This window comes from Flavobacterium zubiriense, assembly GCF_041729725.1.
GTDB lineage: Bacteria > Bacteroidota > Bacteroidia > Flavobacteriales > Flavobacteriaceae > Flavobacterium > Flavobacterium zubiriense.
Window position 1 is genome coordinate 153,347 of record NZ_JBCFQL010000003.1, and the last position, 25,733, is coordinate 179,079.

General features: G+C 35.7%; 17 protein-coding genes. 4 read left to right on the top strand and 13 right to left on the bottom strand.

Going from position 1 to position 25,733, the window contains the following annotated elements:
• Positions 1–35 precede the first annotated feature (35 nt).
• A complete protein-coding gene (locus AAGV28_RS03930; protein WP_373405516.1) occupies positions 36–1,607 on the top strand; it encodes a L,D-transpeptidase family protein in 1,572 nt (523 codons plus the stop codon).
• Positions 1,608–1,687: 80 nt separating this feature from the next.
• Here the strand turns inward: AAGV28_RS03930 and AAGV28_RS03935 are convergent, their stop codons facing one another.
• Entirely contained in the window at positions 1,688–2,002 is a 315-nt protein-coding gene (locus tag AAGV28_RS03935; RefSeq protein WP_373405517.1) for an HPF/RaiA family ribosome-associated protein, read from the bottom strand.
• Positions 2,003–2,159: 157 nt separating this feature from the next.
• Between AAGV28_RS03935 and AAGV28_RS03940 the strand changes: the two genes are divergently transcribed.
• Positions 2,160–2,474, top strand: coding sequence for a GIY-YIG nuclease family protein (locus AAGV28_RS03940; protein WP_373405518.1), 315 nt, complete (start codon positions 2,160–2,162; stop codon positions 2,472–2,474).
• Between the two features lie 1,989 nt (positions 2,475–4,463).
• On the opposite strand, the gene AAGV28_RS03945 is transcribed toward AAGV28_RS03940, so the two are convergent.
• The 3 genes from AAGV28_RS03945 to AAGV28_RS03955 all read right to left on the bottom strand — a co-directional run bounded on the left by AAGV28_RS03945 (position 4,464) and on the right by AAGV28_RS03955 (position 9,613).
• Complete coding sequence (locus tag AAGV28_RS03945) at positions 4,464–6,578, bottom strand: prolyl oligopeptidase family serine peptidase (protein ID WP_373405519.1); 2,115 nt, start codon at positions 6,576–6,578, stop codon at positions 4,464–4,466.
• Positions 6,579–6,800: 222 nt separating this feature from the next.
• The gene (locus AAGV28_RS03950) at positions 6,801–9,056 is read right to left on the bottom strand and encodes a TonB-dependent receptor (protein ID WP_373405520.1); all 2,256 of its coding nucleotides are present in this window, start codon (positions 9,054–9,056) and stop codon (positions 6,801–6,803) included.
• A 209-nt stretch (positions 9,057–9,265) separates the two neighbouring features.
• The gene (locus AAGV28_RS03955) at positions 9,266–9,613 is read right to left on the bottom strand and encodes a hypothetical protein (protein ID WP_373405521.1); all 348 of its coding nucleotides are present in this window, start codon (positions 9,611–9,613) and stop codon (positions 9,266–9,268) included.
• 169 nt (positions 9,614–9,782) lie between these two features.
• Here AAGV28_RS03955 and AAGV28_RS03960 point away from each other — a divergent pair, with 169 nt between their 5' ends.
• Positions 9,783–10,118, top strand: a complete 336-nt coding sequence (locus AAGV28_RS03960) for a hypothetical protein (RefSeq protein WP_373405522.1) — start codon at positions 9,783–9,785, stop codon at positions 10,116–10,118.
• A gap of 306 nt (positions 10,119–10,424) precedes the next feature.
• Here AAGV28_RS03960 and AAGV28_RS03965 read toward each other — a convergent pair whose 3' ends face one another.
• The 3 genes from AAGV28_RS03965 to AAGV28_RS03975 form a co-directional block, all read right to left on the bottom strand.
• The gene (locus tag AAGV28_RS03965) at positions 10,425–11,420 is read right to left on the bottom strand and encodes an aspartate-semialdehyde dehydrogenase (protein WP_373405523.1); all 996 of its coding nucleotides are present in this window, start codon (positions 11,418–11,420) and stop codon (positions 10,425–10,427) included.
• Between the two features lie 185 nt (positions 11,421–11,605).
• On the bottom strand, positions 11,606–12,028 hold the full coding sequence (gene mscL / locus AAGV28_RS03970; protein WP_373405524.1) for a large conductance mechanosensitive channel protein MscL: 423 nt from the start codon (positions 12,026–12,028) through the stop codon (positions 11,606–11,608).
• Positions 12,029–12,103: 75 nt separating this feature from the next.
• Positions 12,104–14,548 carry a bifunctional UDP-N-acetylmuramoyl-tripeptide:D-alanyl-D-alanine ligase/alanine racemase gene (locus tag AAGV28_RS03975; RefSeq protein WP_373405525.1) on the bottom strand — a complete coding sequence of 815 codons (2,445 nt, stop codon included), beginning with the start codon at positions 14,546–14,548 and terminating at the stop codon, positions 12,104–12,106.
• Positions 14,549–14,713: 165 nt separating this feature from the next.
• Between AAGV28_RS03975 and AAGV28_RS03980 the strand changes: the two genes are divergently transcribed.
• Entirely contained in the window at positions 14,714–15,322 is a 609-nt protein-coding gene (locus AAGV28_RS03980) for a hypothetical protein (RefSeq protein ID WP_373405526.1), read from the top strand.
• On the opposite strand, the gene AAGV28_RS03985 is transcribed toward AAGV28_RS03980, so the two are convergent.
• From AAGV28_RS03985 to lacZ, 6 genes are all read right to left on the bottom strand, one after another.
• Positions 15,317–16,045: a porin family protein gene (locus tag AAGV28_RS03985; RefSeq protein WP_373405527.1), complete on the bottom strand. Its 729-nt coding sequence runs from the start codon at positions 16,043–16,045 to the stop codon at positions 15,317–15,319. The two genes, AAGV28_RS03980 and AAGV28_RS03985, sit on opposite strands and share 6 nt — an antisense overlap.
• Before the next feature lie 297 nt (positions 16,046–16,342).
• Positions 16,343–17,518, bottom strand: a complete 1,176-nt coding sequence (gene uxuA, locus AAGV28_RS03990; protein WP_373405612.1) for a mannonate dehydratase — start codon at positions 17,516–17,518, stop codon at positions 16,343–16,345.
• Between the two features lie 41 nt (positions 17,519–17,559).
• Complete coding sequence (locus tag AAGV28_RS03995; protein ID WP_373405528.1) at positions 17,560–18,399, bottom strand: SDR family oxidoreductase; 840 nt, start codon at positions 18,397–18,399, stop codon at positions 17,560–17,562.
• Between the two features lie 47 nt (positions 18,400–18,446).
• The gene (locus tag AAGV28_RS04000) at positions 18,447–19,643 is read right to left on the bottom strand and encodes a DUF4861 family protein (RefSeq protein WP_373405529.1); all 1,197 of its coding nucleotides are present in this window, start codon (positions 19,641–19,643) and stop codon (positions 18,447–18,449) included.
• Between the two features lie 761 nt (positions 19,644–20,404).
• A complete protein-coding gene (locus AAGV28_RS04005; protein ID WP_373405530.1) occupies positions 20,405–22,567 on the bottom strand; it encodes a family 43 glycosylhydrolase in 2,163 nt (720 codons plus the stop codon).
• A 9-nt stretch (positions 22,568–22,576) separates the two neighbouring features.
• On the bottom strand, positions 22,577–25,702 hold the full coding sequence (lacZ, locus tag AAGV28_RS04010; protein WP_373405531.1) for a beta-galactosidase, LacZ type: 3,126 nt from the start codon (positions 25,700–25,702) through the stop codon (positions 22,577–22,579).
• Between the last annotated feature and the right edge of the window lie 31 nt (positions 25,703–25,733).

The window sequence follows — 25,733 nt, forward strand, 5'->3', positions numbered from 1 at the left end:
TTTATTTCAACCCACAAACCCAAAAGAGTTACTGTATGAAAAAAATATTTTTTGTCTTTTCCCTTATCGCTTTGTTTACGTTGTCATGCAAAAATAAATCGGCTAAAGATCAAGTTATTAAACCCACAGCTGTAGTTGAAGCCTATCAAAGTACATTTGACAGTACGGCTGTAGATTCTTTTTTTAAAACGCATCCTTTATTACAAAAATACGAGTCAGATGTAAAACAATTGTATCGAAAACACCAATACCACTATGTATGGTTTGACAAAAAGGGGATTAACGAATTTGCCAATCTTTTATACGATAAAACCAATAATTTAGAAGACGAAGGCGTTGCAATCAATGTTCCATATAAAGACAAATTAGACAAAATCCATACTAATTTAAGTGGGAATCAAAAACCAAATACCGAAATAGAACTCTTGCATTCTTCTTTGTACTTTTTCTACGCTATGAATGTGTATCATGGTTTAGACACCGAAAAATCAAATGAAATAGAATGGTATATTCCCCGAAAAAAGCAATCGTATATTAGTTATCTGGATTCTCTTTTGGCCAATCCTTCGTTAATAAACAAAGACGAAAAAAACCTTATTAGCCAATATTTTTTACTCAAAAAAGCACTCCAAAAATACCGCCAAATCCAGAAGAAAGTCAAATGGAATACTATCACCATAGACTCTTCCTTTAACTCTTATAAAATTGGCGATAGCGCAACAGCCATTGCGCAAATAAGAGAACGCTTGTTTCTTACGGATGATATCAAATCCGATTCTAAAAGTGCTGTTTATGACAAAGAGTTATCCAAAGGAATTTTGAATTACAAACTAAGACGAGGCTATCTTTCTAACAGTACTATTTCAAAAGAACTGATTCAGGATTTGAACGTTCCCATCAGCGAACGCATCAAAACAATCATGATTAATATGGAACGCTGCCGATGGGTTTCGAGCGACGTTCCAAAATCAAAAGAATTAATTGCCATCAACATTCCTTCTTTTCAATTGTCGTATTTTAAAAATCAAGAAGTGGTATTCCGCTCTAAAGTTGTAGTGGGTAAAATTCTAAATAAAACCGTAATTTTTAGTGCTCCAATGAAATACATTGTTTTTAGTCCGTATTGGAATGTACCTACAAGTATTAAGAAAAACGAAATTCTTCCAGCCATAGCTAAAAACCCTAATTATTTAGCCCAACACAACATGGAGTGGAACGGCAATAACATCCGACAAAAACCTGGACCTAAAAACTCCCTTGGATTAATCAAGTTTTTATTCCCCAATTCAAATCATATTTACCTGCACGACACCCCTTCTAAAAGTCTTTTTGAAAGAGAAACCAGAGCCTTTAGTCATGGTTGCATTCGTGTGGCAAAGCCAAAGGAATTAGCCATCGAAATCCTAAAAGATGATCCCAAATGGACTCCCGAAAAAATTGAAGCAGCCATGAATAGCGGTAAAGAAACTTGGCATACGCTAAAAAACAAAATTCCAGTGTATATTGGTTATTTCACCGCCTGGGTAGATAATGACGGAACCATTCATTTTTACAATGATATCTACAAAAGAGACGAATTATTGGCTAATTTATTATTCAAGCAATAATTTAAAATTTCAGCATAAAAAAAAGACAGCTACTTTTATAGTAACTGTCTTTTGTATTTTATCCCTAAACGGAATAGTATTTAGTATGTTTTTTGTTTTTCAAATGTAGTTTCCAGTGTTTTCTTGATTTTTGCAAGCGCCCCTCTAAATGCTTTTTCCACGGTATCAGCGTATTCTGTAACTACAATAGGTTGTAATTTTGCAGGACGTACTTCAATTAAACAACGCTTGTCGTCAGTTCCAAATTTAGTACTGTTTTCGTCCCCAACATGCACTTCAATACGGGTAATTTTTTCTTCAAAACGCGCCAAAGCGGTTTCTAATTCGCTAGTAAAATAAGCTTCTGCTCTCTCGTGACCTTCTACGTTTTTGTCTGTATTAAATTGAATTTTCATAGTATGCTTTATTTATAATTATTTCCCTAAATTAACCAACCATAATGTAAAAAGCGAATGAATTAGTAAAATATTATGATTATTGTTTACGTAAAAAATCCCAAGTAAAATTGAAAGACAATATCAATACAATTCTTAAATTCTGTATTTTAGCGCTATGCAATTTCAAGAAGGATTTCACACCTATTATGTTTACATCATTACCAATAAAGCGAAAACCGTTTTATACACTGGAGTGACCAATAATTTAAAAATTCGATTGCAACAGCATCAAGACAACATTGAATATAACAATCCAACTTTTGCGTCTCGCTATCAAGTGTATTATTTACTATACTACGAAAAATTCACTTGGATTCAGGAAGCCATCACCCGAGAAAAAGAAATCAAAGGTTGGCGAAGAGAAAAGAAATTGGATTTAATTAAAACCATTAATCCCGATTTGAATTTTTTGAATGATTTGTTCCAATAGAAAACAACAGAAATTTATTCAAAGAAACTCCCCAGTCTTGTCATCCCGAGGAACGGGGGATCTCCGTTAGTATTTCCAAAAAGTAACGACACACAGAGTGTGACTCAACTTGTGGAGATCCTTCCTTCGTCAGGATGACAAGTTTGCGGAAGTAGATCGAGAATTAAAACTTCACAAAAATCCTTTTTACACAAACCATGAAAACCCAGTTTATCCTTCCAACGAAGGAAGACTTGAACGTCTCGAACTGAGAATACCAACTTCATCCTATTTTTACACAAAGTAACCCCAATATTGTCATCCTAACGAAGGAAGGATCTCCGTTAGTGGTTTCAACAAAGTTTTAAACACCCAGCAAGTGACGCTACTTGTGGAGATCCTTCCTTCGTCAGGATGACAAGTTTGCGGAAGTAGATTGAGAATACAAAACCTTAAAAAAATCCTTTTTACACAAACCATGAAAACCCAGTTTATCCTTCCAACGAAGGAAGACTCAAGCGTCTCGAACAGAGAATACAAACTTCATCCTATCTTCACACAAAGTAATCCCAGTATTGTCATCACGAGGAAGGAGGACTCGAGCGATAGCGAACAGGCGAAGCAATCTCCGTTAGTGTTTCTACAAAGTTTTAAACATACAGTACATGACTCAACTTGTGGAGATCCTTCCTTCGTCAGGATGACAAGTTTGCGGAAGTAGATCGAGAATTAAAACTTCACAAAACTCCTTTTTACACAAACCATTAAAACCCAGTTTATCCTTCCAACGAAGGAAGACTTGAACGTCTCGAACTGAGAATACAAACTTCATCCTATTTTTACACAAAGTAACCCCAATATTGTCATCCTAACGAAGGAAAGATCTCCGTTAGTGGTTTCAACAAAGTTTTAAACACCCAGCAAGTGACGCTACTTGTGGAGATCCTTCCTTCGTCAGGATGACAAGTTTGCGGAAGTAGATTGAGAATACAAAACCTTAAAAAAACTCCTTTTTTACACAAACCATGAAAACCCAGTTTATCCTTCCAACGAAGGAAGACTTGAACGTCTCGAACTGAGAATACAAACTTCATCCTATCTTCACACAAAGTAATCCCAGTATTGTCATCCCGAGGAAGGAGGACTCGAGCGATAGCGAACAGGCGAAGCAATCTCCGTTAGTGTTTCTACAAAGTTTTAAACATACAGTACGTGACTCAACTTGTGGAGATCCTTCCTTCGTCAGGATGACAAGTTTGCGGAAGTAGATCGAGAATTAAAACTTCACAAAAATCCTTTTTACACAAACCATGAAAACCTAGTTTATCCTTCCAACGAAGGAAGACTTGAGCGTCTCGAACTGAGAATACCAACTTCATCCTATTTTTACACAAAGTAACCCCAATATTGTCATCCTGACGTAGGAAGGAACTTCGTTAGTATTTCTACAAAGTAACAACTTACAATACGTGATACAGCTTGTGGAGATCCTTCCTTCGTCAGGATGACAAGTTTGCGGAAGTAGATCGAGAATTAAAACTTCACAAAAATCCTTTTTACACAAACCATGAAAACCCAGTTTATCCTTCCAACGAAGGAAGACTTGAACGTCTCGAACTGAGAATACAAACTTCATCCTATCTTCACACAAAATAACCCCAGTATTGTCATCCTGACGAAGGAAGGAACTACATTAATAATTCTACAACGTTTTAAACATACAGTACGTGACTCAACTTGTGGAGATCCTTCCTTCGTCAGGATGACAAGTTTGCGGAGGTAGATTGTGATGAAATAAAGAAACCGTCACTTGAGGCTTTAGCCGAACTGGCTGAAAGCAATCTCTCGATTGACGGTTTGAAAAGTTATTATAAAAAAAGATACGTTATAAATAGCCCCGATTGTAGTGGCATCCTCTAGTGTTAGTCCCGAAACTTCGGGAGACACTAGAGATATAACGGAAAGCGGGACAGAACGTTCGTAAAAACGGCATTGTTCTGCTCCTGAAAATTATTTGGGTAATTGGGTAATTCCCATGTTGAACAACGTAAAAGCCTGAATATCGACATTTTCCTGTATGGTTGCTGCAACTGATTTTCCGGCTCCGTGACCCGCTTTGACATCGATTCTAATTAATACAGGATTGTTTCCGGATTGTTTGAATTGCAATTCGGCTGCAAATTTAAAACTGTGTGCTGGCACTACTCTATCGTCATGATCGCCCGTGGCAACCATTGTTGCGGGATATTGCAACCCGTTTTTAATAGTATGCAATGGCGAATAACCTTTCAGGTATTCAAACATTGCTGCGCTATCCTGAGCGGTTCCATAGTCGTAAGCCCAACCCGCTCCTGCGGTAAAAGTATGGTAACGCAACATATCCAAAACGCCAACAGCGGGCAAAGCCACCTTAGCCAAATCAGGGCGCTGCGTCATTACAGCTCCTACCAGTAAACCACCATTTGAACCTCCGCGGATGGCCAGGAAATGAGACGACGTATACTTTTCGGCAATCAGATATTCGGCTGCGGCAATGAAATCGTCAAAAACGTTTTGTTTTTGCAACTTGGTTCCTGCATCGTGCCATTCTTTTCCGTATTCGCCACCGCCACGAATGTTAGGCACGGCAAATACACCACCATTTTCCATCCAAACCGCATTAGAAATACTAAAACCAGGCGTCAAAGAAATATTGAATCCGCCGTAACCGTATAAAATGGTTGGATTTTTTCCGTCTAGTTTTAATCCTTTTTTATGAGTAATGAGCATCGGAATTCGGGTTCCGTCTTTCGAAGTGTAAAATACTTGTTTGGATTCGTAGTCTTCTGTTTTAAATTCGGCTTTCGATTTTTGATATACTGTTGATTTTCCAGAATGCGGCTCTACTGCAAAAATTGTTCCCGCTGTAATGTAATTGGTAAAGGTAAAATACGCCTGTTTATCTTTTTTCTTGCCGCTAAATCCGCTAGCTGTTCCTAATCCCGGAAGCTGAATTTCGCGCAAAAATTTTCCTGAATAATCGTATTGCTTGATCACCGAAACCGCATCTTTCATGTAATGCGCAAAAATATAACCGCTGCAAGTGGCTGGTTCTAACACCTGAGTGGTTTCGGCAATTAAATCTTTCCAGTTTTCTGGTTTTGGATTAGAGATATCTACGGTTACAATTCGTTTGTTGGGCGCATTTCTGTCGGTTACAATCAACAACTTCGTTCCTTCATTATCAATGACGGTATTGTCGCTATTAAAATCGGAAACAATAGTCACAATAGGATTTTCGGGCGTTGACAAATCCTGAATATACAACTCATTTCCATAGGTAGAAGTTGCCGCAGTAATCACCAAATAGCGATCATCCTCGGTCACACTTCCGCCAACATAGCGACGTTTTTGGTCTTCGCCAAAGATGATTTTATCTTCTTTTTGCTTTGTTCCAAGTTTATGAAAATACAATTTATGCTGGTCGGTTTTAGCCGATAATTCGCTGCCTTTTGGTTTTTCGTAACTCGAATAATAAAAGCCTTCATTGCCTTTCCAGGACAATCCGCTGAATTTTACATCAACCAAAGTATCTTCGAGTACTTGCATCGTCAAAGCATCCATAATGATGACTTTTCGCCAATCGCTACCGCCTTCGGAAATAGAATAAGCTAATTTCGAACCCGATTTAGAAAAAGCCAATTCGCCCAAAGAAGTGGTTCCGTCCTTAGAAAAAGTATTCGGGTCCAGAAAAACAGTTTCTTTGCCTGCGGCATCTTTTCGATACAAAACCGATTGATTTTGGAGTCCATTGTTTTTGAAATAATAGGTAAAATTCCCTTCGATGAATGGCGCTCCTATTTTCTCGTAATTCCACAATTTCTCCAGTCTTTCTTTGAGTTGATTTCGAAAAGGAATCTGATCCAGATAGGCATTGGTTACTTTATTTTGAGCCGTTACCCAAGCAGCTGTTTCAGCCGAACGATCGTCTTCCAACCAACGGTACGGATCATTTACTTTGGTTCCAAAATACTCATCCACCGTGGCATCTTTTCTGGTTTCTGGATATTGAATGGGTTTTGAATTTTGAGCAAATGATGTCATTATGGAACTGATAATTGTAGTTGTAATAATTATTTTTCGCATAGTATTTTAACTATTGATTTTTACAAAAATAAGGATAAAAATTACCGCTGATACAAGTAAATTAAAAATAAAAGACCATTAAGAAAGTTAAGGGAATTAAGCGCTACACTTAATGATTCTTAACATCATAATGGTTTAAGCTGACTTATTTTTAACCACAAAGCTCACAATGGAAGCGCGAAGTACACAAAGCTTTGTGCTCTTTGTGGTTAAAAAGTAGTTTTATAAATTAAAATTCAATCCAAGAACAATATTTCGTCCAATATTAGGAATTCCATCGGTTTTTAATCTGGAAAGGTGGGCAATGTATTTTTTATCGAATACATTATTGCCATTCAAATTGACATTAAATGTGGTTTTACCCCATTTTACTTTTCCTCCAAAACCTAAATTCACCAAAGTATAACCATTTGAACTGGTTTCAAAACCACTCACATTATTCTGATTGAAAGTAGTATTAACATTCAAACTGGCAAATCCTTCTTCGAACCAGTTTTTAATTTTGAATTCGGTTCTAATGGTATTGTTCCAATTATTGGCCGGAATTAATGGCAAATAATCACCGTTTTGCTTTTTCCCTGTAACGGTTTCAAAACTGGTTTCGTAATGCAACCAATCCAACGGATGCGGGTGAAAATGCAATCCTACTTCGCCTCCATACAATTTGGCATTGTTCTGAATGTATTCGAAAACATCATTATCATCTAGCTGTTCTCCTGTTGGTGAAGTATAAATATAATTGTTGATGTGATTGTAAAATCCGTTTACGAAAAACTCAAAATGCGTATTTCCGTATTCTAAATTAATATCAGTTTGCACATTTTGTTCCATTTTCAAATTAGCATTTCCTATCTCGTAACGGTTGGTTCCATGGTGCACTCCATTAGAAGTCAACTCAGCCAAATTAGGTGCTCTAAAACCCGAAGCTACATTCATGCGTAGCACCAAGGTTTCTGAAAGATTTGTTTTGTATCCTAATGAGGCATTAATGCTATTGAAAGATCGGCTCAACGCATCAATATCGGCTCCATGATGTTCGTGTTCATCATGCTCTTCCTCAGTTTCGTCATGGTGTTCCTCCTCTTCGGCTTCACGTGCCAAAGAATTCAGATTACGATTATCAAAACGCAATCCTGCTTGCAAAACACTTGTTCCCCATTCGTAATTAGCCGTTCCAAAAACACCAAAATCATTTGTAGTAGCATCCGGAATCAAAAATTCTTCACCCCAATTTTTATTGGTTTGGTGCATTCCCTGAACTCCTAAAACTGCCTCAAACTGCCCCATTTTAGGCAAATGGTATTTAGTATTATAATTGTATGTATTCAATAGAATATCCAAAGAAGCCTCATTGCCATCTTCAAATTCCATGCGATTATTAGAAATATATCCTAAATCAACATCTAATTTTGAATGACCAAAATAAATCACACTATTCAAACTCAACAAATGATTATCAACTTCCTGACGAGGAGATTCCGGATCTTTACTGTAAGTTTGCTCAGCAATACCTTCTTCGGGAATACCTAAATCCAGTTTATTAAAATTATATCGAACAACCGAAGAAAATTTACTATTGTTATATCCAATTCCGGTTTTAAAATCGGTTTCATTGTAACGGCTATTGGTTACTCGATCTCCTTGTCCAATTTTATAATCCGAATGCGTATTGTAAGTTCCTCTGGCTAAAAACTTCCAATTATCCGTTGATGTTTTCACTCCCATAGAAGCATTACTTCCCAGCGTATTACTGAAATATTTTTGATTAAAATTAGCCTTAAAAGTATGAGCGTCGGCAAATTTTTCAGGATTAAAATACAAAACTCCTCCCATTGCATCCGAGCCATACAATAAGGAAGCGGGTCCTTTGATAACCTCAACACTTTCAACTCCTGCATCATTTAATCCCAAACCATGTTCTGCTCCAAACTGCTGGTTTTCGATACGAACACCCTGTGAATATACTAAAACTCGGTTTCCACTCAAACCACGAATCACAGGTTTACCTATTGAAGTTCCTGTAGAAATCTGAGAAACTCCGGGAATAGTTGCCAGTCCTTCTATTAAAGTCGAAGTCCCTTTTTGTTGTAAACTTTCAATGCTTTCATGTTCCACTTTCATCACGTTTTGTGATTGCATTTTGTTAAAAGGAGTAGAAACAATCACCTCGTCTATCTCAAGGACAGCTGTTTCCATACTGATATTTACAACGGTGTTTTTAATCAGTTTTTCTATCCATTGATTTATGGTCTTATAACCCACATACGAAAAAGCAATTCTAAAACTTCCGTTGGGTAAATTTTTAAAAGCAAATTTCCCATCAGCATCGGTAGTTGTTCCTTTATGCAATTCGGGAATATAAACCGAAGCACCAATTATAGGTTGATTGGAAACATCAGTTACTGTTCCTGAAACTGCATTTTGAGCCTGTAGCATAGCCGAAAACCCCAAGAATAGGGCAATTATATATTTTTTCATTGAAGAGGATTGTTGTATTTTATAAATAAAGACAAAAGATAAATTCCCGCAGGTTATTAGCCAACAGGCAGTTAAAACGGATTTAACAGATTAGCACTGATATCCAAAAAAGATTTTACACAGATAAAAATCTGTATTTATCCGTTGCATCAGTACAATCGTGGGCTATACTTTTATTTAGTCGAAGCCTGTTTAATTAAAATTGTGTTTTACACAAAAGAAGGAGGACCTCGGTGCGTATACAAACTCCCCGAGAAAGAAACAATCTCTTTTTGATCTTTATTAAAAAAAGGAATTACCCTAAAATCAGAAAAGAAATGGTAAGTTATAAATTTTGGATAAAGACTGCTACCAAATTCAAATTGGCAAATCACACAATGTTCAACAATTTTGTGCTCATGGTTAATCTCTACTTTATTCTGCTTATGGTCGTGAACACAGAATTTATGCGAAAGCTGTTTTTCTAAATGCTCATAACCATGAAAAGACTGGAACAGTATCGAGAACAATACCGCCGCTGCCAAAGTAAAACTAAAAAGGAGCTGTTTTCTTTTCATTGGTTGCAAAGTTAAGCGGTGGAATTAAGAAATCCTAATAAGGCAGATTGACTTAAAAAATACTTTAATTTTATTCAAATAATTTGTAGGAATATTTTAATATATTTGAAATAAATTAAAGTCTGATTTTATATGACTTATATACAAGTTAGTAACAAGTGTTAAAACAATGACTTCAAGATATATTTATTTTATTAGTAAAAGCTCAACTGTTATCTACAAACTGTGTATCGGGAAAGGTACAGCTAAAGAAAGGTTAAGAGAATGTGAGCTTGAAATTGTAAGCATGTTGTTAGCTCCAGTTCCTGAAAATCTTTTACCATTGAAAAAAAGAATTGAAAAGAATTTATTTTATTCGGGATTTAGAAGTTCTACTGAAAAAAATATGGCTTCATTGGCTAAATCTTTATATGGTAAACGAAACTCAACAGCTTCAAAATTTATTAAAGATATATATGATTTACATGCTCAAGTAGAATCATTTATTAATTATCCCGAACAATAACTCCTCAATTGAGAAGCTTTCCTGATTACTATGATTTATACAAACGTTAGCGCAGAATTGTATTCTGTGCCCACAACAGAGAGTAAAAAAACTCAATATTTAGCTGAGCTACTGGATGAGATTCCTTCCTTCGTCGGAATGACAAAACTGTGGAAATCTAACTTCCACTGCCTCACGAATCCTTTCGCGTGGCCTTAAAACTCAATTGCCCCGAATTCGGGGTAATTGTCACCGCTGCCAAATTCTAGAAATAAAAAAAGCTTCTCGAAAAAATCGAGAAGCTTCCTTTTTACAAATTTATTGGAATTAAACCAATTGATTAGCCACCAAATATTCAGCAATTTGAATAGTGTTTGTAGCAGCTCCTTTTCTTAAGTTATCCGCAACAACCCACATGTTTAAAGTATTTGGTTGAGATTCGTCTCTTCTTAAACGACCAACAAATACTTCATTTTTACCTTGAGCAAAAAGAGGCATTGGATATTCAAACTCTTTCAAGTTATCCTGAACAATTACTCCGTCAGTGCTTTCAAGGATGCTTCTTACTTCATTGATATCAAAATCATTTGAGAATTCTACATTGATTGCCTCAGAGTGTCCACCTACGATAGGCACACGAACAGCAGTTGCTGTAACAGCAATAGTATTATCACTTAAGATTTTTTTAGTTTCGCGAACTAATTTCATTTCTTCTTTAGTGTATCCGTTATCTTCAAAAACATCACATTGAGGAATGGCGTTGCGGTGAATTTGGTATTTGTAAGCCATCTCACCATCAATTCCTGTATATTCGTTTTCTAATTGTTTTACCGCTTTTACACCAGTTCCAGTGATCGATTGGTAAGTAGAAACGATAACTCTTTTTACATTGTATTTTTTGTGCAAAGGCGCTAAAGCCAAAACCATTTGGATAGTAGAACAGTTAGGATTAGCAATAATTTTGTCTTCTTTTGTCAATTCGCTAGCATTGATTTCAGGAACTACTAATTTTTTAGTAGGATCCATTCTCCAAGCCGAAGAGTTATCAATTACAGTGGTTCCAGCTGCAGCAAATTTTGGTGCCCATTCTAATGAAGTATCTCCACCTGCTGAAAACAACGCAATTTCTGGTTTCATATCTACGGCTGTAGCTAATCCTACCACTTTGTACGTTTTACCTTGAAATTCCATTTCTTTTCCTACTGATCTTTCAGATGCTACAAGAATTAATTCGTCATTAGCAGTAACAAAGTTTCTTTCTGCCAATACCTGTAACATTACTTCTCCTACCATTCCGGTTGCACCTACAACTGCTATTTTCATAGTATATATTTTTTATTAAATTCAAATTTTGAACTGCAAAAGTAATTAATAATCAAACGTAAACAAGCACGTTCACAAAAAGTAACAAAAAGTTATAAATATAACAAAAAGAAAAACCATGCGCCGAGACGCATGGTTTAGTCCTGAAATAAATTCAGGATAAATTGAACATATAGTGAGCGGTATTACTTTTTTAACAAGTCTCTAATTTGGGTAAGCAATTCTTCCTGAGTAGGTCCAGCTGGAGCAGCAGGAGCAGCAACAACCTCTTCTTTTTTTCTAGCTTTCTCAGCAGCTCGTAAAACCACAAAGATGAAAAACGAAATAATTACGAAATTAATGATGGCTTGTACTAAATTACCATAAGTAATCACCGCAGCCCCAGCAGCTTTTGCTGCAGTCAAATCTGGATAACTATTACCATCCAGTGTAATAAATTTTTGTGTAAAATCAATTCCGCCAGTTAATAGCCCAACAATTGGCATAATAACATCATCAACAGCAGAACCAACAATTTTACCAAAAGCGCCACCTATAACAACGGCAGTTGCTAAACTTAACACGTCTCCTTTCATTAGAGAGGCTTTGAAATCGCTAAAAAATCCCATACTTATTTATTTTATTTGGTTAATTATAGCATTAAAAATAAATAAAAATATAATACTTCTTCTAAAATTAGAAAATTATCGATAAAAGACACGTTTTACCCGCTGAGAAATACTTGTTAGCACCTCATACGGAATTGTATTTAATTTTTTTGCCATATAAGATACGGTTGGGCTTTCGCCAAATACAATCACATCATCACCTTCCAAACAATCAATTTCACTTACATCAACCATCAACATATCCATGCAAACGCTTCCTAAAATACTTGCTTTTTGCTCATTAATCAATACAAAACCAACTCCATTTCCCCAGGCTCTCGCAATTCCGTCGGCATAACCAATAGGAATTGTAGCTACTTTTGTGGATTTTTCAGCCATAAATCTTCGACCATAACCCACGCTGTCTCCAGCTGGAATAGTTCTGATTTGTGAAATAATGGATTTTAATGTGCCTACATTTTCCAAATATTTTTGCTCGTTTTCATCATTAGAAACACCGTAAAGTCCAATTCCTAATCGAACCATATCAAATTGTGTGTCTGGAAAATTACTAATTCCCGAAGTATTTAAAATATGACGAATCGGATTGATTTCTAATTCGTTTATGATTTTAGAAGATAATCTGTCGAACAACTGAATTTGAGAAAGTGCAAAATCATAATGTTTTGGATCATCGCTAGTAGCCATGTGTGATAAAATACTCTGAATTTTTACGGTCGAATTTCCTTTTAAAGTTGCAATTAATTCGTCCACTGTATTTTCTTCAAAACCCAAACGGTGCATTCCCGTATCGAGTTTAATATGAATAGGAAAATGACTTAGATTTTTTTGTTTTGCAATTTTAAGGAAAGCATGCAATCCTTTTATACTGTAAATCTCTGGCTCTAAACCATATTGAATAATCGCCGAAAAACTAGTGTTTTCTGGATTCAAAACCATAATAGGCAATTTGATTCCGCCATTTTTTAACGAAATTCCCTCATCGGCGAAAGCCACACCTAAATAATCAACTTTGTGATGTTCTAGTAATTTGGCTATTTCGAGTCCGCCATTTCCATAACCAAAAGCCTTCACCATCACCATGATTTTTACCTTGGGTTTCAACTTCGATTTAAAGAAATTCAGATTGTAACTTATCGCATTCAGATTAATTTCCAGAACCGTTTCGTGTGTTTTCTCTTCGAGTAAAGCAACGATTTCCTCAAACTGAAATGAACGCGCTCCTTTGATCAGAATACTTTCATTGGAGAAATCCAACTTTTCAAAATTCGAAATAAAATCGGCTGTCGTTTTAAAGGTAATACAATTCGAAAACTGATCTTTAAACTCCGAAATGGTTTCTCCAATTCCGATAACCCGATTGATTTTGTTAGAAACAATCAACTGCGCCACTTTAGCATACAATTGTTCGTTAGGAAAACCACTTTGAAAAATATCCGAAAGAATTACAGTTTTCTTTTCAAATTGATTCTGACTTTCCAAAACATCCAAAGCAATCTTCAAAGACTGAAAATCCGAACTGTAACTGTCATCAATTATACTGCAATTGTTGATTCCGTTTTTTACTTCTAAACGCATTTCGACAGGAAAAAGCATTTCCATTCGGGATTGAATTACGCTGGTTTCATAGTCTAAATGCAATAGTACCATTAAAGAACTGATGGCATTTTCGACAGAAGCCTTGTCTATAAATGGAATTTTTAGCTGATACGAATTTCCTTTGTATTGGTAAAACAAAGTCGTTTCCTGATTTGTAATTTCTTTTTTCGAAACAAAAACATCGGCATTTTCGTCTTTAAAACTCCACGAAAAAGCTTTTGTTTTAGCTGAAATATAATTTTCAACCTGACTGCTTTTTTGATAAATCAACACTTCAGCATCCTGAAACAACAGCATTTTTTGTTGAATTTTTTGTTCTAAATCAGCAAAGCCTTCGTCATGAGAAGAACCAATATTGGTCAAAACACCAAGAGTCGGTTTTATGATTTTTTCCAATTTATCCATCTCAGCAACGGTAGAAATTCCCGCTTCAAAAATGCCCAAATTGTGTTTTTCATTAATGGCAATTACTGACAACGGCACACCCACTTGCGAATTGTAACTTTTAGGACTTCGAATCACATTATAATCGGGACTTAAAAGGAAATTAAGCCATTCTTTGACGATGGTTTTCCCGTTGCTTCCGGTTAAACCGATAATAGGAAAATGAAAAAGACTGCGGTAATAGGCTGCAAATTGTTGCAATGCGACCAAGGTATTTTCAACAACTAAAAAATTAGCCTGATTCTCGCAATCCTCCGGAATACGTGTCACTACAAAATTCTGCACTCCAGTTGCAATCAAATCTTTGATGTAATGATGCGCATCATTATTGGGTCCAACCAGAGCAAAAAACAGCGTTTGCTCACTATTTTGTAACGATCTGCTATCGATGGAAACAGTCTCTATTGTAGCTTCGGGCTGGTTTCCAAACCATTTTGCATCTAGGATTGAATTACTATTTTTAATTGTTATACTCATGGATTTGAAATAGACTTAAAACTATACACCATCAAAAGTAAGACTTCTTTTTGAAATTGAAACCATACAGTTTGCGTTAAAAAAAGGACTCAGAAAAAATCTAACTACAATAAACTATGTCTTTTTACAAGAATCATTATATTTGTGAGACTAAGCTATTTTACAATGCCAAAAAGAATATTTTCCCTTTTCTCTTATGTTTTTCATCCGGTATTCATCCCGATATACGCCACGCTTTTCTATCTTTTTTTAAACCAATCTTATACTTTAAACAAAGAGAAATACTTGGTTTTATTGCAGGTTAGCATCATTACATTTCTTATTCCGGTACTATTCTTTTTTCTGCTTAGACTAACTGGAAAAATTAGTTCGGTAATGGCACACGAATTATCCGAACGAAAAATACCCTTAGTTATTCAATGTTTTTTACTTATTCTGTTAGTTCGAAAGAGCATTACGATTGAACGTTATCCTGAACTTCATTTTTTTCTATTGGGCGCTTTGTTTAGTACACTGATTGCGTTAATCCTTTTGTTTGTGCGCAAAAAAGCAAGTTTACACATGATAGGCATCAGTGCTTTAACCCTATTTGTTTTTGGGTTGAGTTTGCATAATCATACCCAAAATACGCTATGGATTGTTTTCTTGGTTCTGATGAATGGTTTTGTAGCTTCTTCTCGATTAGTTATGAAAGCACACACACCTAAAGAGTTGATTATTGGCGTATTTTTAGGTAGTCTTCCGCAGATTCTTTTTCTGTATTTATGGTTATAAAATATAGAAAATTACACCCACATTTAAGGAATTCATTTTGATTTTCTCACCATCAATTTGAGCCGATTTAAAAATAGGATTCAAACCATAATACGCATACACATTTAAGGTATTGTAACCCGCCGACAAATACAATCCGTATAGGAATTTATTGAAATCTTTATTGTTAGTTATCACTGTTCTTCCTTGGTTATCCTCAAGAACTGATTTGCTATAAGCCAAATAACTAAACTTCATTCCGCCGTAAATTCTCCAAAATTTATAACTTTCAAAGGTTGAAGTTCTCCATCTAAATTCAAGAGGCACATCAATTAACAATTGAGTGAATTTGTTTTTATCAAAAGTTTGCGTATCTAAAATAGTATAGACAGCATCTTGAGCTGTTCCGCTAATTCCAAGATTTTCATTGTAATTATTGTAACTCACACCCAAACCAGTAGCAAAAGCTTTGGTTCTATTTTTATTAATAGGCATGTCTCTCATAAAACCTACTGAAGTTCCTATTGAAATTTTTTGTTGTGATAAACCCACTGGTTTTTGCTGCAAAGTATTGTAGGTAAACCCTAAATAAAACTGATCTTCACGATACAAAGAATCCACTTTTATTTCTTGTAGTTCTGGTTTGGTTTCTATTTCTTCTTGTGCAAAAACACCAAAAAAAGACAACAGTAACAAAACACTAAAAAATATTTTTTCTCTAAACTGGTTTTGAAGTAGATTCATTTGTTTGTTGTTTTTTTAAATAGAAACGAAATACGTACAAAGGTAAATAATTCGTTGTTGTAATAATTTTTAAAAGCCGAATTTGATTATTTACTTTATGTAGAACATCAATAGGGATGGGCTTTAGCCCTTTCAATAATCAAGATTCCAAATTGGCTTTAGCCAAATATTAAATTTTGGCTAAAGCCTTATTATCTACACATTTTATTCATCTGGCTAAAGCCAGACGCTATTGAAAACACACTATATAACACAATTATTAACAAAAAAGGAGCAAAAAAATTGCTCCTCTTTATATTATTTATTTCCTCTAATGCCTCTTTCCAAACCTCTTAGCTCGGCAAGACCTCTTAATCGACCAATAGCAGAATAACCCGGATTCATTTTCTTATCTAAATCGTCCAGCATTTGGTGACCGTGATCCGGACGCATTGGTAATCTATAATCCGGGCGACCGTTTGCGATTCTCTTGTCTTGTTCTTCCACAATGGCTTTCATCACACCGTACATATCTACATCGCCATCCAAATGGTCGGCTTCGTAGAAATTCCCTTCGGCATCACGCTTCGTTGCTCTTAGGTGGATAAAGTTAATACGGTGACCCAATCTTTCTACCATTCCTACCAAGTCATTGTCTTCTCTTACGCCATAAGAACCGGTACAAAAACACAAGCCATTGCTTTTGCTATCAACCACTTCAATCAGTTGTTTTGCATCAGCCTCTGTACTTACTACTCTTGGTAAACCTAAAATAGCATAAGGCGGATCATCAGGATGAATGGCCATTACAATTCCTGCTTTTTCAGCCGCTGGAATAATTTCTTTCAAAAATTCGTATAAATTATTTCTCAATTCGGCATCGCCAATTTCAGCATAATCATCTAAGGCTACCTGCAATTGTTCCACAGTATATCCTTCTTCGGCACCTGGTAATCCTGCAATAATATTTTTAACTAATAGCTTTTTTTGATCTTCTGTCATCGCTTCAAAAACGCGAGTTGCTTTAGCTATTTCTTCAGCCGTATAATCATTTTCAGCTCCTTTTCTTTTTAGCAAAAACAACTCGAAAGCAGCAAATTCCATTCGGTCAAAACGCAAGGCTTTAGAACCATCTTCTACTTCGAAAGCCAAATCTGTTCTTGTCCAGTCTAAAACCGGCATGAAATTATAACAAACTGTATCAATTCCGCATTCGCCTAGATTGAGAATACTTTGACAGTAATTTTCAATGTATTTTTTATAATCGCCTTTTCTGGTTTTAATATTCTCATGAACCGGAATACTTTCGACAACTGACCATGTTAATCCAGCCGCTTCGATTTCGTCTTTTCTTTTTTGAATTTCTTCTACTGTCCAAACTGTTCCATTTGGAATATGGTGCAAAGCCGTTACAATTCCTGTAGCTCCTGCCATTTTAATATGAGAAAGCGGCACAGTATCTTTTGGTCCGTACCATCTCCAAGTTTGCTCTATTCCCATTGTATTTTGATTATATGTGTGTGTGTGTGTGTGTGTTAAACTCCTGAATACGCTAAAAATCCTCCATCTACAGCAACAACAATTCCTGTTACAAAACGAGAATCTGGATTACAAAGCCAAAGTAGCGTACTATCTAAATCATTTGGTTGACCAAATCGTCCCATTGGCGTTTGCGAAAGAATTTTATTTCCTCTTTCAGTCAAACTTCCGTCTTCATTAGTCAATAAAGTTCTATTTTGTTCTGTCAAAAAGAAACCTGGCGAAAGTGCATTTACTCGAATTCCTTCTTTAGCAAAATAAACCGACAACCATTCTGTTAAATTACTGATAGCCGCTTTAGCCGCGCTGTAAGCCACCACTTTTGTCAAAGGATGAAAAGCACTTACTGAAGAAATGTTCAAAATACTACAGCCTTCTCTTCCTATCATATCAGTAGCAAAAACCTGAGTTGGCAATAAAGTACCAATAAAATTCAAATCGAATACAAAACGTAAACCTTCAGTATCTAAACCAAAGAAAGTTTGCAATCCTTCCGTTTTATTTTCTCTATCGAAAGAAACATCAGCACTGGTTCCTTTTGGGTGATTTCCTCCCGCTCCATTAATCAGAATATCAACTAATCCTAATTGCTCATTAATTTCCTGATGTGCTTTTCTTAAGCTCGCTTCATCACAAACGTCGGCAGAAATCCCTAAGGCTTTTCCGCCAGCAGTGTTAATTTCTTCTGCTAATTTTTGTGCTTTTACTAAGTCTCTTCCTAATATAGCCACTTTAGCCCCTTGATTTGCTAATGCTCGGGTAAATCCGGCACCTAGCACTCCTGCACCTCCAGTGATTACTACTACTTTGTCTTTAAGTCCTGTAATTATATCCATTCTAGTGTTGTTGTATGTTTGTAGCGAAACTACAAAAAAAGATTTATTTAATTCCTTTTAATAGTTATTCTAAGCGGCTTAGCTAACAATTTAGCTTGTTTTTGTAATAAAGTATCCCAATCGGCTTCGTGAATAACTTGTCCGCTTTTTTGCCAGGCAAAACCAGCATAATAGGTTAATTTATTATTTTTTGATTTCCCAATGACAAGCAAATTGCTTTGGTCTTTTTCTTTAGAAACATTAGCAAAAGCATCTCTAACCAACTTTGAATTGATTACAATTCCTTCGCCTAAGAAAACGCCATCAATTGTTTCAGCATGACGAAACCAACCTTCTTTTTTATTGATTTTCACTTCGCCTTTGTTGTCATGCAAAGAAATTCCTATGGCGAAATTTAGAAGCGATTTATTAGCATCAATCGAAATTTCGAACTTAGAAAAATTCGAACCTAAATCCAACGAAATTCTTTTGGTTTCCTTCACCTGATACGAACTCCAAGGCGCATAAGTCAATTCGAAAACTGTACGCAAAGGTCCAACGGCAATGGTTTTATAACTCACAAAGTTTTTAGAAACTACCAATTTATTATCTTCCCAAATTCCCGTTCCTCCAGTTCCACGACTCGCACCCACATGATAGGGATCATAACCCTCACCGTGATCGATATGGTAATAACCAGGTTTTTTCACATTCTCAGCATACCATTTATTAATAATGGATTTATCAGTTCTTTTAAACCAAAGATCGATTCCGCTACTCAGTGTTCCATCGGGACGTTTTTGTTCTACTCTTTTTTGAGCATCTGGCCCATAAGTTCTAAAAGCTACTTTATCGTTTTCCCAGGCATAATCATCCGTTCGCTCAGGAACAAAACGAGAATAGGTTGTAATTGTACTTTCGGTCAACGGAATGGTGCCATCAAATACCACCTGATAATTTACTTTTGCATTAGCAGAAACCTCAGCCTGAAACAACAATTCATCCTGAATTCCGTCCTGATTGTAATCAATCCATTGCAAAACAACATATTCAGATGTTCCTCCATTTTTGATTCGGAGTTCCTTTTCTTTTTTTCCTTTTAGCAAATTCGAAAGTTGCTTTCCTGAAATAGAAACTACCTCGTTACGATCAAAATTCAAATTGTTTTTTATTGAAATTTCGGCAGTTTTTTGAGCATTCGCCACTATTGAAAAAGAAAAAAATACCAACAAACACTTAAACATCAAATTAACATAGTTCTTCATAGTTTGTAAAATTAATTTGCAACCTGAATTGGATTATAAAAAACATACCGCTCCTACGGAGCTTAAAACTAAAAACATCAATCGCTATAAACATTACGCTCCTACGGAGCTTAAACCAAACTAATAAACCACAGAGTGGCAACATATTTATAGAAACTATAAACATTACGCTCCGATGGAGCTTAAACCTAACCTCATTAATCTCTATAAATATAACGCTCCTACGGAGCTAAAACCAAACTAATAAACCACAGAGGGGCAACATATTTTTAGAAACTATAAACATTACGCTCCTACGGAGCTTAAAACTAAAAACATCAATCGCTATAAACATTACGCTCCTACGGAGCTAAAACCAAACTAATAAACCACAGAGGGGCAACATATTTATAGAAACTATAAACATTACGCTCCTACGGAGCTTAAACCTAACCTCATTAATCTCTATAAACATTACGCTCCTACGGAGCTTAAACCTAACCTCATTAATCTCTATAAATATTACGCTCCTGCGGAGCTTAAACCTAACCTCATTAATCTCTATAAATATTACGCTCCTAAGGAGCTAAAACCAAACTAATAAACCACAGAGGGGCAACATATTTATAGAAACTATAAACATTACGCTCCTACGGAGCTAAAACCAAACTAATAAGCCACATAGTGGCAACATATTTATAGAAACAAAACAGCAAAAAACATTAGAGCTCCGTAGGTGCGAAATAGCAAAAACCACATGGGTCGAACCTGAAACATTTATTTTATTTCTTAACAGGCTGAATTCCTTCTAATGTTGGTTTAACAGCAATAATATTTCCTTCTTCGTCAAAATACAATCGGTCAATACACACTTCTCTGTTATAACCTGCTGATCGACCCATAGTGATTCCTTTTGGGACAGTAAAACGATGGTACACCATATACCATTCGTCGGTACCTGGAATTTGAATAACCGAATTGTGTCCCGTTCCGTAAATTCCTTTTGAAGGATCTTTAGCCAGTATCAAATTATCTTTCGAAATAGTAAAAGCACCTAATGGAGCATTGGAAGTTGCATAACGGACTCTGTAATTTTCGCTTCGGGTGTCATCTTCAGACCATAAGAAATAATATTTCCCTTTTCTGTAGAAAACTTCCGTTCCTTCTCTAAAAGTGTTGTCTGGCTTTAATACTGTCAAAGTATTCTCTTTCATCGAAATCATATCATCATTCAATTCCGCTCCCACCATAAATCCATTTCCCCAATACAAATAACTTTTTCCAGAAACTGGATCAGTAAAAACATCCGGATCAATTACCTGGCCTCTTGTAATCCCGTTAGGTTTTGTAGCTACTAATGGTTTTCCAATATCCGTATATGGTCCTTGAGGATTATCGCTTACCGCCACACCTATTTTTGCCTCCGCAGTGTAATAAAAGAAATATTGGTATTGTCCATTGATTTTTTTCTCGGCTGCTGCCGGTGCCCAAGCATTTTTATCAGCCCAGGAAACATCTTTTTTCAAATCTAACAAAACACCATCATCCGTCCAATCCACTAAATTAGTTGACGAAAAACTCTTGAAATAATCGCCGCTCCATTCGTGAAAACCATCGCTGGTAGGATACAAATGATAGCGATTGTCTTTATTCGAATACAAAATTTCAGGATCGGCATAATAACCAATCAACGAAGGATTATTTCTAACGGCCACTTCGACATCAAAGGTCATTTTGCCTAATTCGCCCATTTCAAAATCATATTTTACGGCTTGTTTTGAAAAATCCTGCGCTCCAGTTGGACTTATTGTTACTCCTTGATTCACTTTGAATTCGGGATTAAAATTTTTCAAATCGGTTCCGTTTTTTACAGGAAGGAACATCTTTTTGTTTTGGACATCAACAATAACATTGTTTTGCTTAATTGCCGCCGATTGCGCTCCTACAATTTCACTGTTTGGAAACCAACCGAAGGTATCGATTAACCTTTGTGCTTCCGATTTGGTAATTGGTAAAACCGTACCATGTCTTGGATGAAAATTCATTGAAACACTTTCGTCAATAACTTTGAAATTTTCCAAATCAGTCGAAGAAGTAAATTGATACTTTCCTTTTCTATACATATCATACATCAAGATATAAGTATCTGAATTGTTTAATTTAAAAACACCAGAACCTTCAACGGATTCATTGGTTTGATCTACATATTCTTCTTTCAAAACATATCCTGAAGTCAATTGGTCCGAAATAGCTAGTTTAATTCCTTTATCGGCTGTGTCTTCTGTTTTTAAGAACAAATGAAATTTTCCGTCTTTTTCTATAATATCGGCATCAATACAAGACCCATTCGTTGGACTAAAAAACAATTGTTTTGGAACTGTTTCTAGAGCTGTAAAATCTTCATTGGTATAGGAATAATAAACAATGTCTTTTCCGCCGGGCTGCAACATCGAGAAATACACCATGTATTTTTTAGCCTTAGCGTCATAAATAGTTTGCGGTGCCCAAACACGAGTTACATCTTTAAAACCATCAAACACTTTTGAAATATCCACTTTTGAAGAAGTCCAATTCACTAAATCAGTCGATTTTAAAAGTACCATGGCTTGGTTATCCCAGCCATTGGCAGTTTGCAAATCGGTTACGGTCATATAAAAAGTTTTGCCATCGGCTGATCTTAAAATATGTGGATCACGAACGCCGCCTGTTGTACTTATTGTTTCAGAGGCAATAACCGGTTTGTTGTCATTTAAAGCATAGTAATTATAACCGTCTTTACTTAATCCAAAACGAATGGCTTCTTCTGTTTTTGCATTTCCAGTAAAATACACAAACAGGTAAGCACTGTTGTTTTCAGTTACTTTTTTAGTAACACTACAAGACGAAAATAAGACTAAAATCAGACTTATTGAAATCGTTAAAAATGCAGATTGTATTTTTTTCATATCTTTTTATTAATTATTTGGAGCCGTTAAGCTCAAGGTATAACTATAAGTGTAGTTTGGAGCAGTAAGCAAATATTGTTCATGTGGCAGTGATTTCCAACTATCATCCCCACCTACTCCACGTTGTGCTAAATCCACACTAACAAAAACGGTATCTTGCGGTTTCACATCAGTGGTATGACGTTGCTGTTTGGTTTTACCCGGATCTAAAGATTCTGTGGAAACATTCAAAGTACTGAAACCTAAAGCTTGTTCTCCTGTAATTTTTAAACCAGTTCCTTTATCATTTTGCAAACTAAACCATCTTGTATCTGTTTTATACCCACATTCTTGCGGACGAATATATTCCCAAACAAACTGATTTGCTACTTTATCCTGATAGGTTCCCAAAAATGAAGCTGTTTTTCTATCAGAATAATTTTCTAATGGTCCACGACCGTAATAACTCAAATTTTCATAAGCTCCCGGAAGTTGTAAACGCATTCCAAAACGCGGCATTTCAGGCACACTTTTATCAGCAATAGCAATACTTGCCGTTACTTTTATTTCTCCGTTATTTTGGATTAGATAATTTACCGTATAAGCTGCTTTAGTTCCTGCTAAAACATATTGAACGTCTATTGGTAAACCTTGTTCGGTTTGTTTTCCTACCGTAACCGATTTTACTTCAGGATTCAAATGCGCTTCTTTCCAAACAACTAATTTCTCTTGCATTTTGTTTCCAAAATCATTGTCCGTTGGTGCTCTCCAAAAATAAGGTGTTGGGAAAGTAGTGATAATCTGAGCATTTTCATTTTTAAAATTATAGCTTTTAATTTCTCCTTTAGTCAAGTCAAAAGTTCCAGCCACTGTTTTGGTTTCGAATGCTACAATGCTTCCTTTTTTCTTGATTTTTAATTCTTTCATTTTCGAAATATCCGCTGTTTTTTCAACGAAGAAATTGCCTTTTCCAATGGAAAATTGTTCTCTAGCTAATTCATGATTCACCGGAACTAAATCAGTTGCTGTTTTAGTATAAGCATAAACATTCAAGAAATATTCTCCTTTTGCGTTTAAAGCTTCTACAGGTAAATCAATCGCTACACTTTCTTGAGGTTCACAATCAACATTGAATGTTTTTTCCTGAACTAACTGACCATTTTTAATTAATTCGAATTTGAATTGGTACTGATTCAAATTGGTATAATGAAAAATATTTTTAATCGTCAATTGGTTTTCCCCCTTTAGACTAAACAAAATATCCTGATAGACCTTTTTAACTTCAGCCAGTCCAGGATGAGGAATTCTACCAGCATTTACCAATCCATTAGCGCAAAAATTCTCATCATTAAGAAGATCTTTCCCTCCTAAATCTCCTCCATAAGCATAGAACGGAGTTCCATTTTCATCCTTCGTTTTAATTCCTTGGTCTACCCAATCCCAAATAAAACCACCTTGCATGTGCGGACTGCTGTTGATGATATCAAAATATTCCTGAAAATTACCATTACTGTTCCCCATAGCATGCGAAAACTCACACATGATAAAAGGTCGCGTTTTATCAGTTGCTGCTGCATATTCTTTCATGTATTTTATGGTTGGATACATTGGTGCTACAATATCGGTATTGGCATTTTCTTTAGCTTGTTCCGAATGTACCGGACGAGACGCGTCTCTATTTTTCAACCACTTATATGCTTCTTGAAAAACAGGACCATTGCCACATTCGTTCCCCATAGACCAAATAATTACAGAAGGATGATTTTTATTGGTTTCTAACATTCGTGAAATACGATCCATGTGGGCAGGAAACCACATGGGAACATAAGAAGGATGTTTAGAATCAACCGAAATATTTTGTCCCTCAACACCCATTCCATGACTTTCGATATTGGCCTCATCAACCACATACATTCCGTATTCATCACATAGTTGATACAAGTAAGGATCGTGTGGATAATGACTCATTCTAATGGCATTGATGTTATTTTGTTTCATCAATTCTAAATCTCTACGCATTGTTGGGTGGTCAGGAGTATGTCCCTTTGTCTCGTGATGATCCTGAGTATTTACACCACGTACTAATATTGCCTTACCATTTACTAAAAGTTGAGCATTTTTAATTTCTACTTTTCTAAAACCTGCTTTCCCATAAACTACCGAATTCTCAGTAGGATTAGCACTTTCTAATTTAATGATATAACGATATAAATAAGGTGTTTCCGAACTCCATTTATTTACATCATTAACAATGGAACTAAAAGTAACTTCCTTAGTTGTATAAGTTACTTTTTTAGTTTCGCTATAGATTTTTTTGCCTTGAGCATCTAACAAACTTAAGGTTAGATTAGCATTTTTAATTTTATTTTGCTGAAAAGCTCTTAATTGAACCGTGGTTTTGAAAAAACCATTGGTATAATTTGCATCCAAATCGGCATTTACAAAATAATCCCAAATAGTGAATTTAGGTGTAGCCTGTAAATACACATCGCGTTCAATTCCGCTCAATCTCCAAAAATCCTGATCTTCTAAGTAACTTCCATCATGCCAACGGAAGACCTGAACAGCTACTACATTGTCTCCTTTTTGTAAAAACGAAGTCACATTAAATTCAGCTGCTGTTTTTGCAGCTTTTGTCATTCCTACTTCTTTTCCGTTTAGAAAAATACGTGCGTAACCTGAAATAGAACCAAAATGAAGCAATACTTCTTTGCTATTCCAATTTTCAGGCACGGTGAATGTTTTTCTATAACTCCCTACTGGATTGTAATTATTGTCAACAAAAGGCGGATTCCTTGGAAAGGGATACGTAATATTAGTGTAAATTGGGATATCATGTCCTTGCATTTCCCAGTTAGACGGCACTGGAATAGTAGTCCATTTTTGATCATCAAAATCTACTTTGTGAAAATCCTGAGGAAGATCAGCTGGTTTTTTAACAATATTGAATTTCCAGTTACCATTTAAAGTTTTATAATAAGCAGAAGCATCTGGTTTATTAGTAGTCGCAACCGTTTCATTTTGGTATAAAACAAATGAAGATCTCCCTGCTTCCTTGTTTCGCTCTACGACGTTAGGATTCTCCCATTCATTTTGCTGCTGTGCCGTGATGACTTGCACCGCTAACAAAAGCGCAAAAATTAATTTTCTTCTCATTATTAATCTATATTAGTGGTTTTTAGTGTTT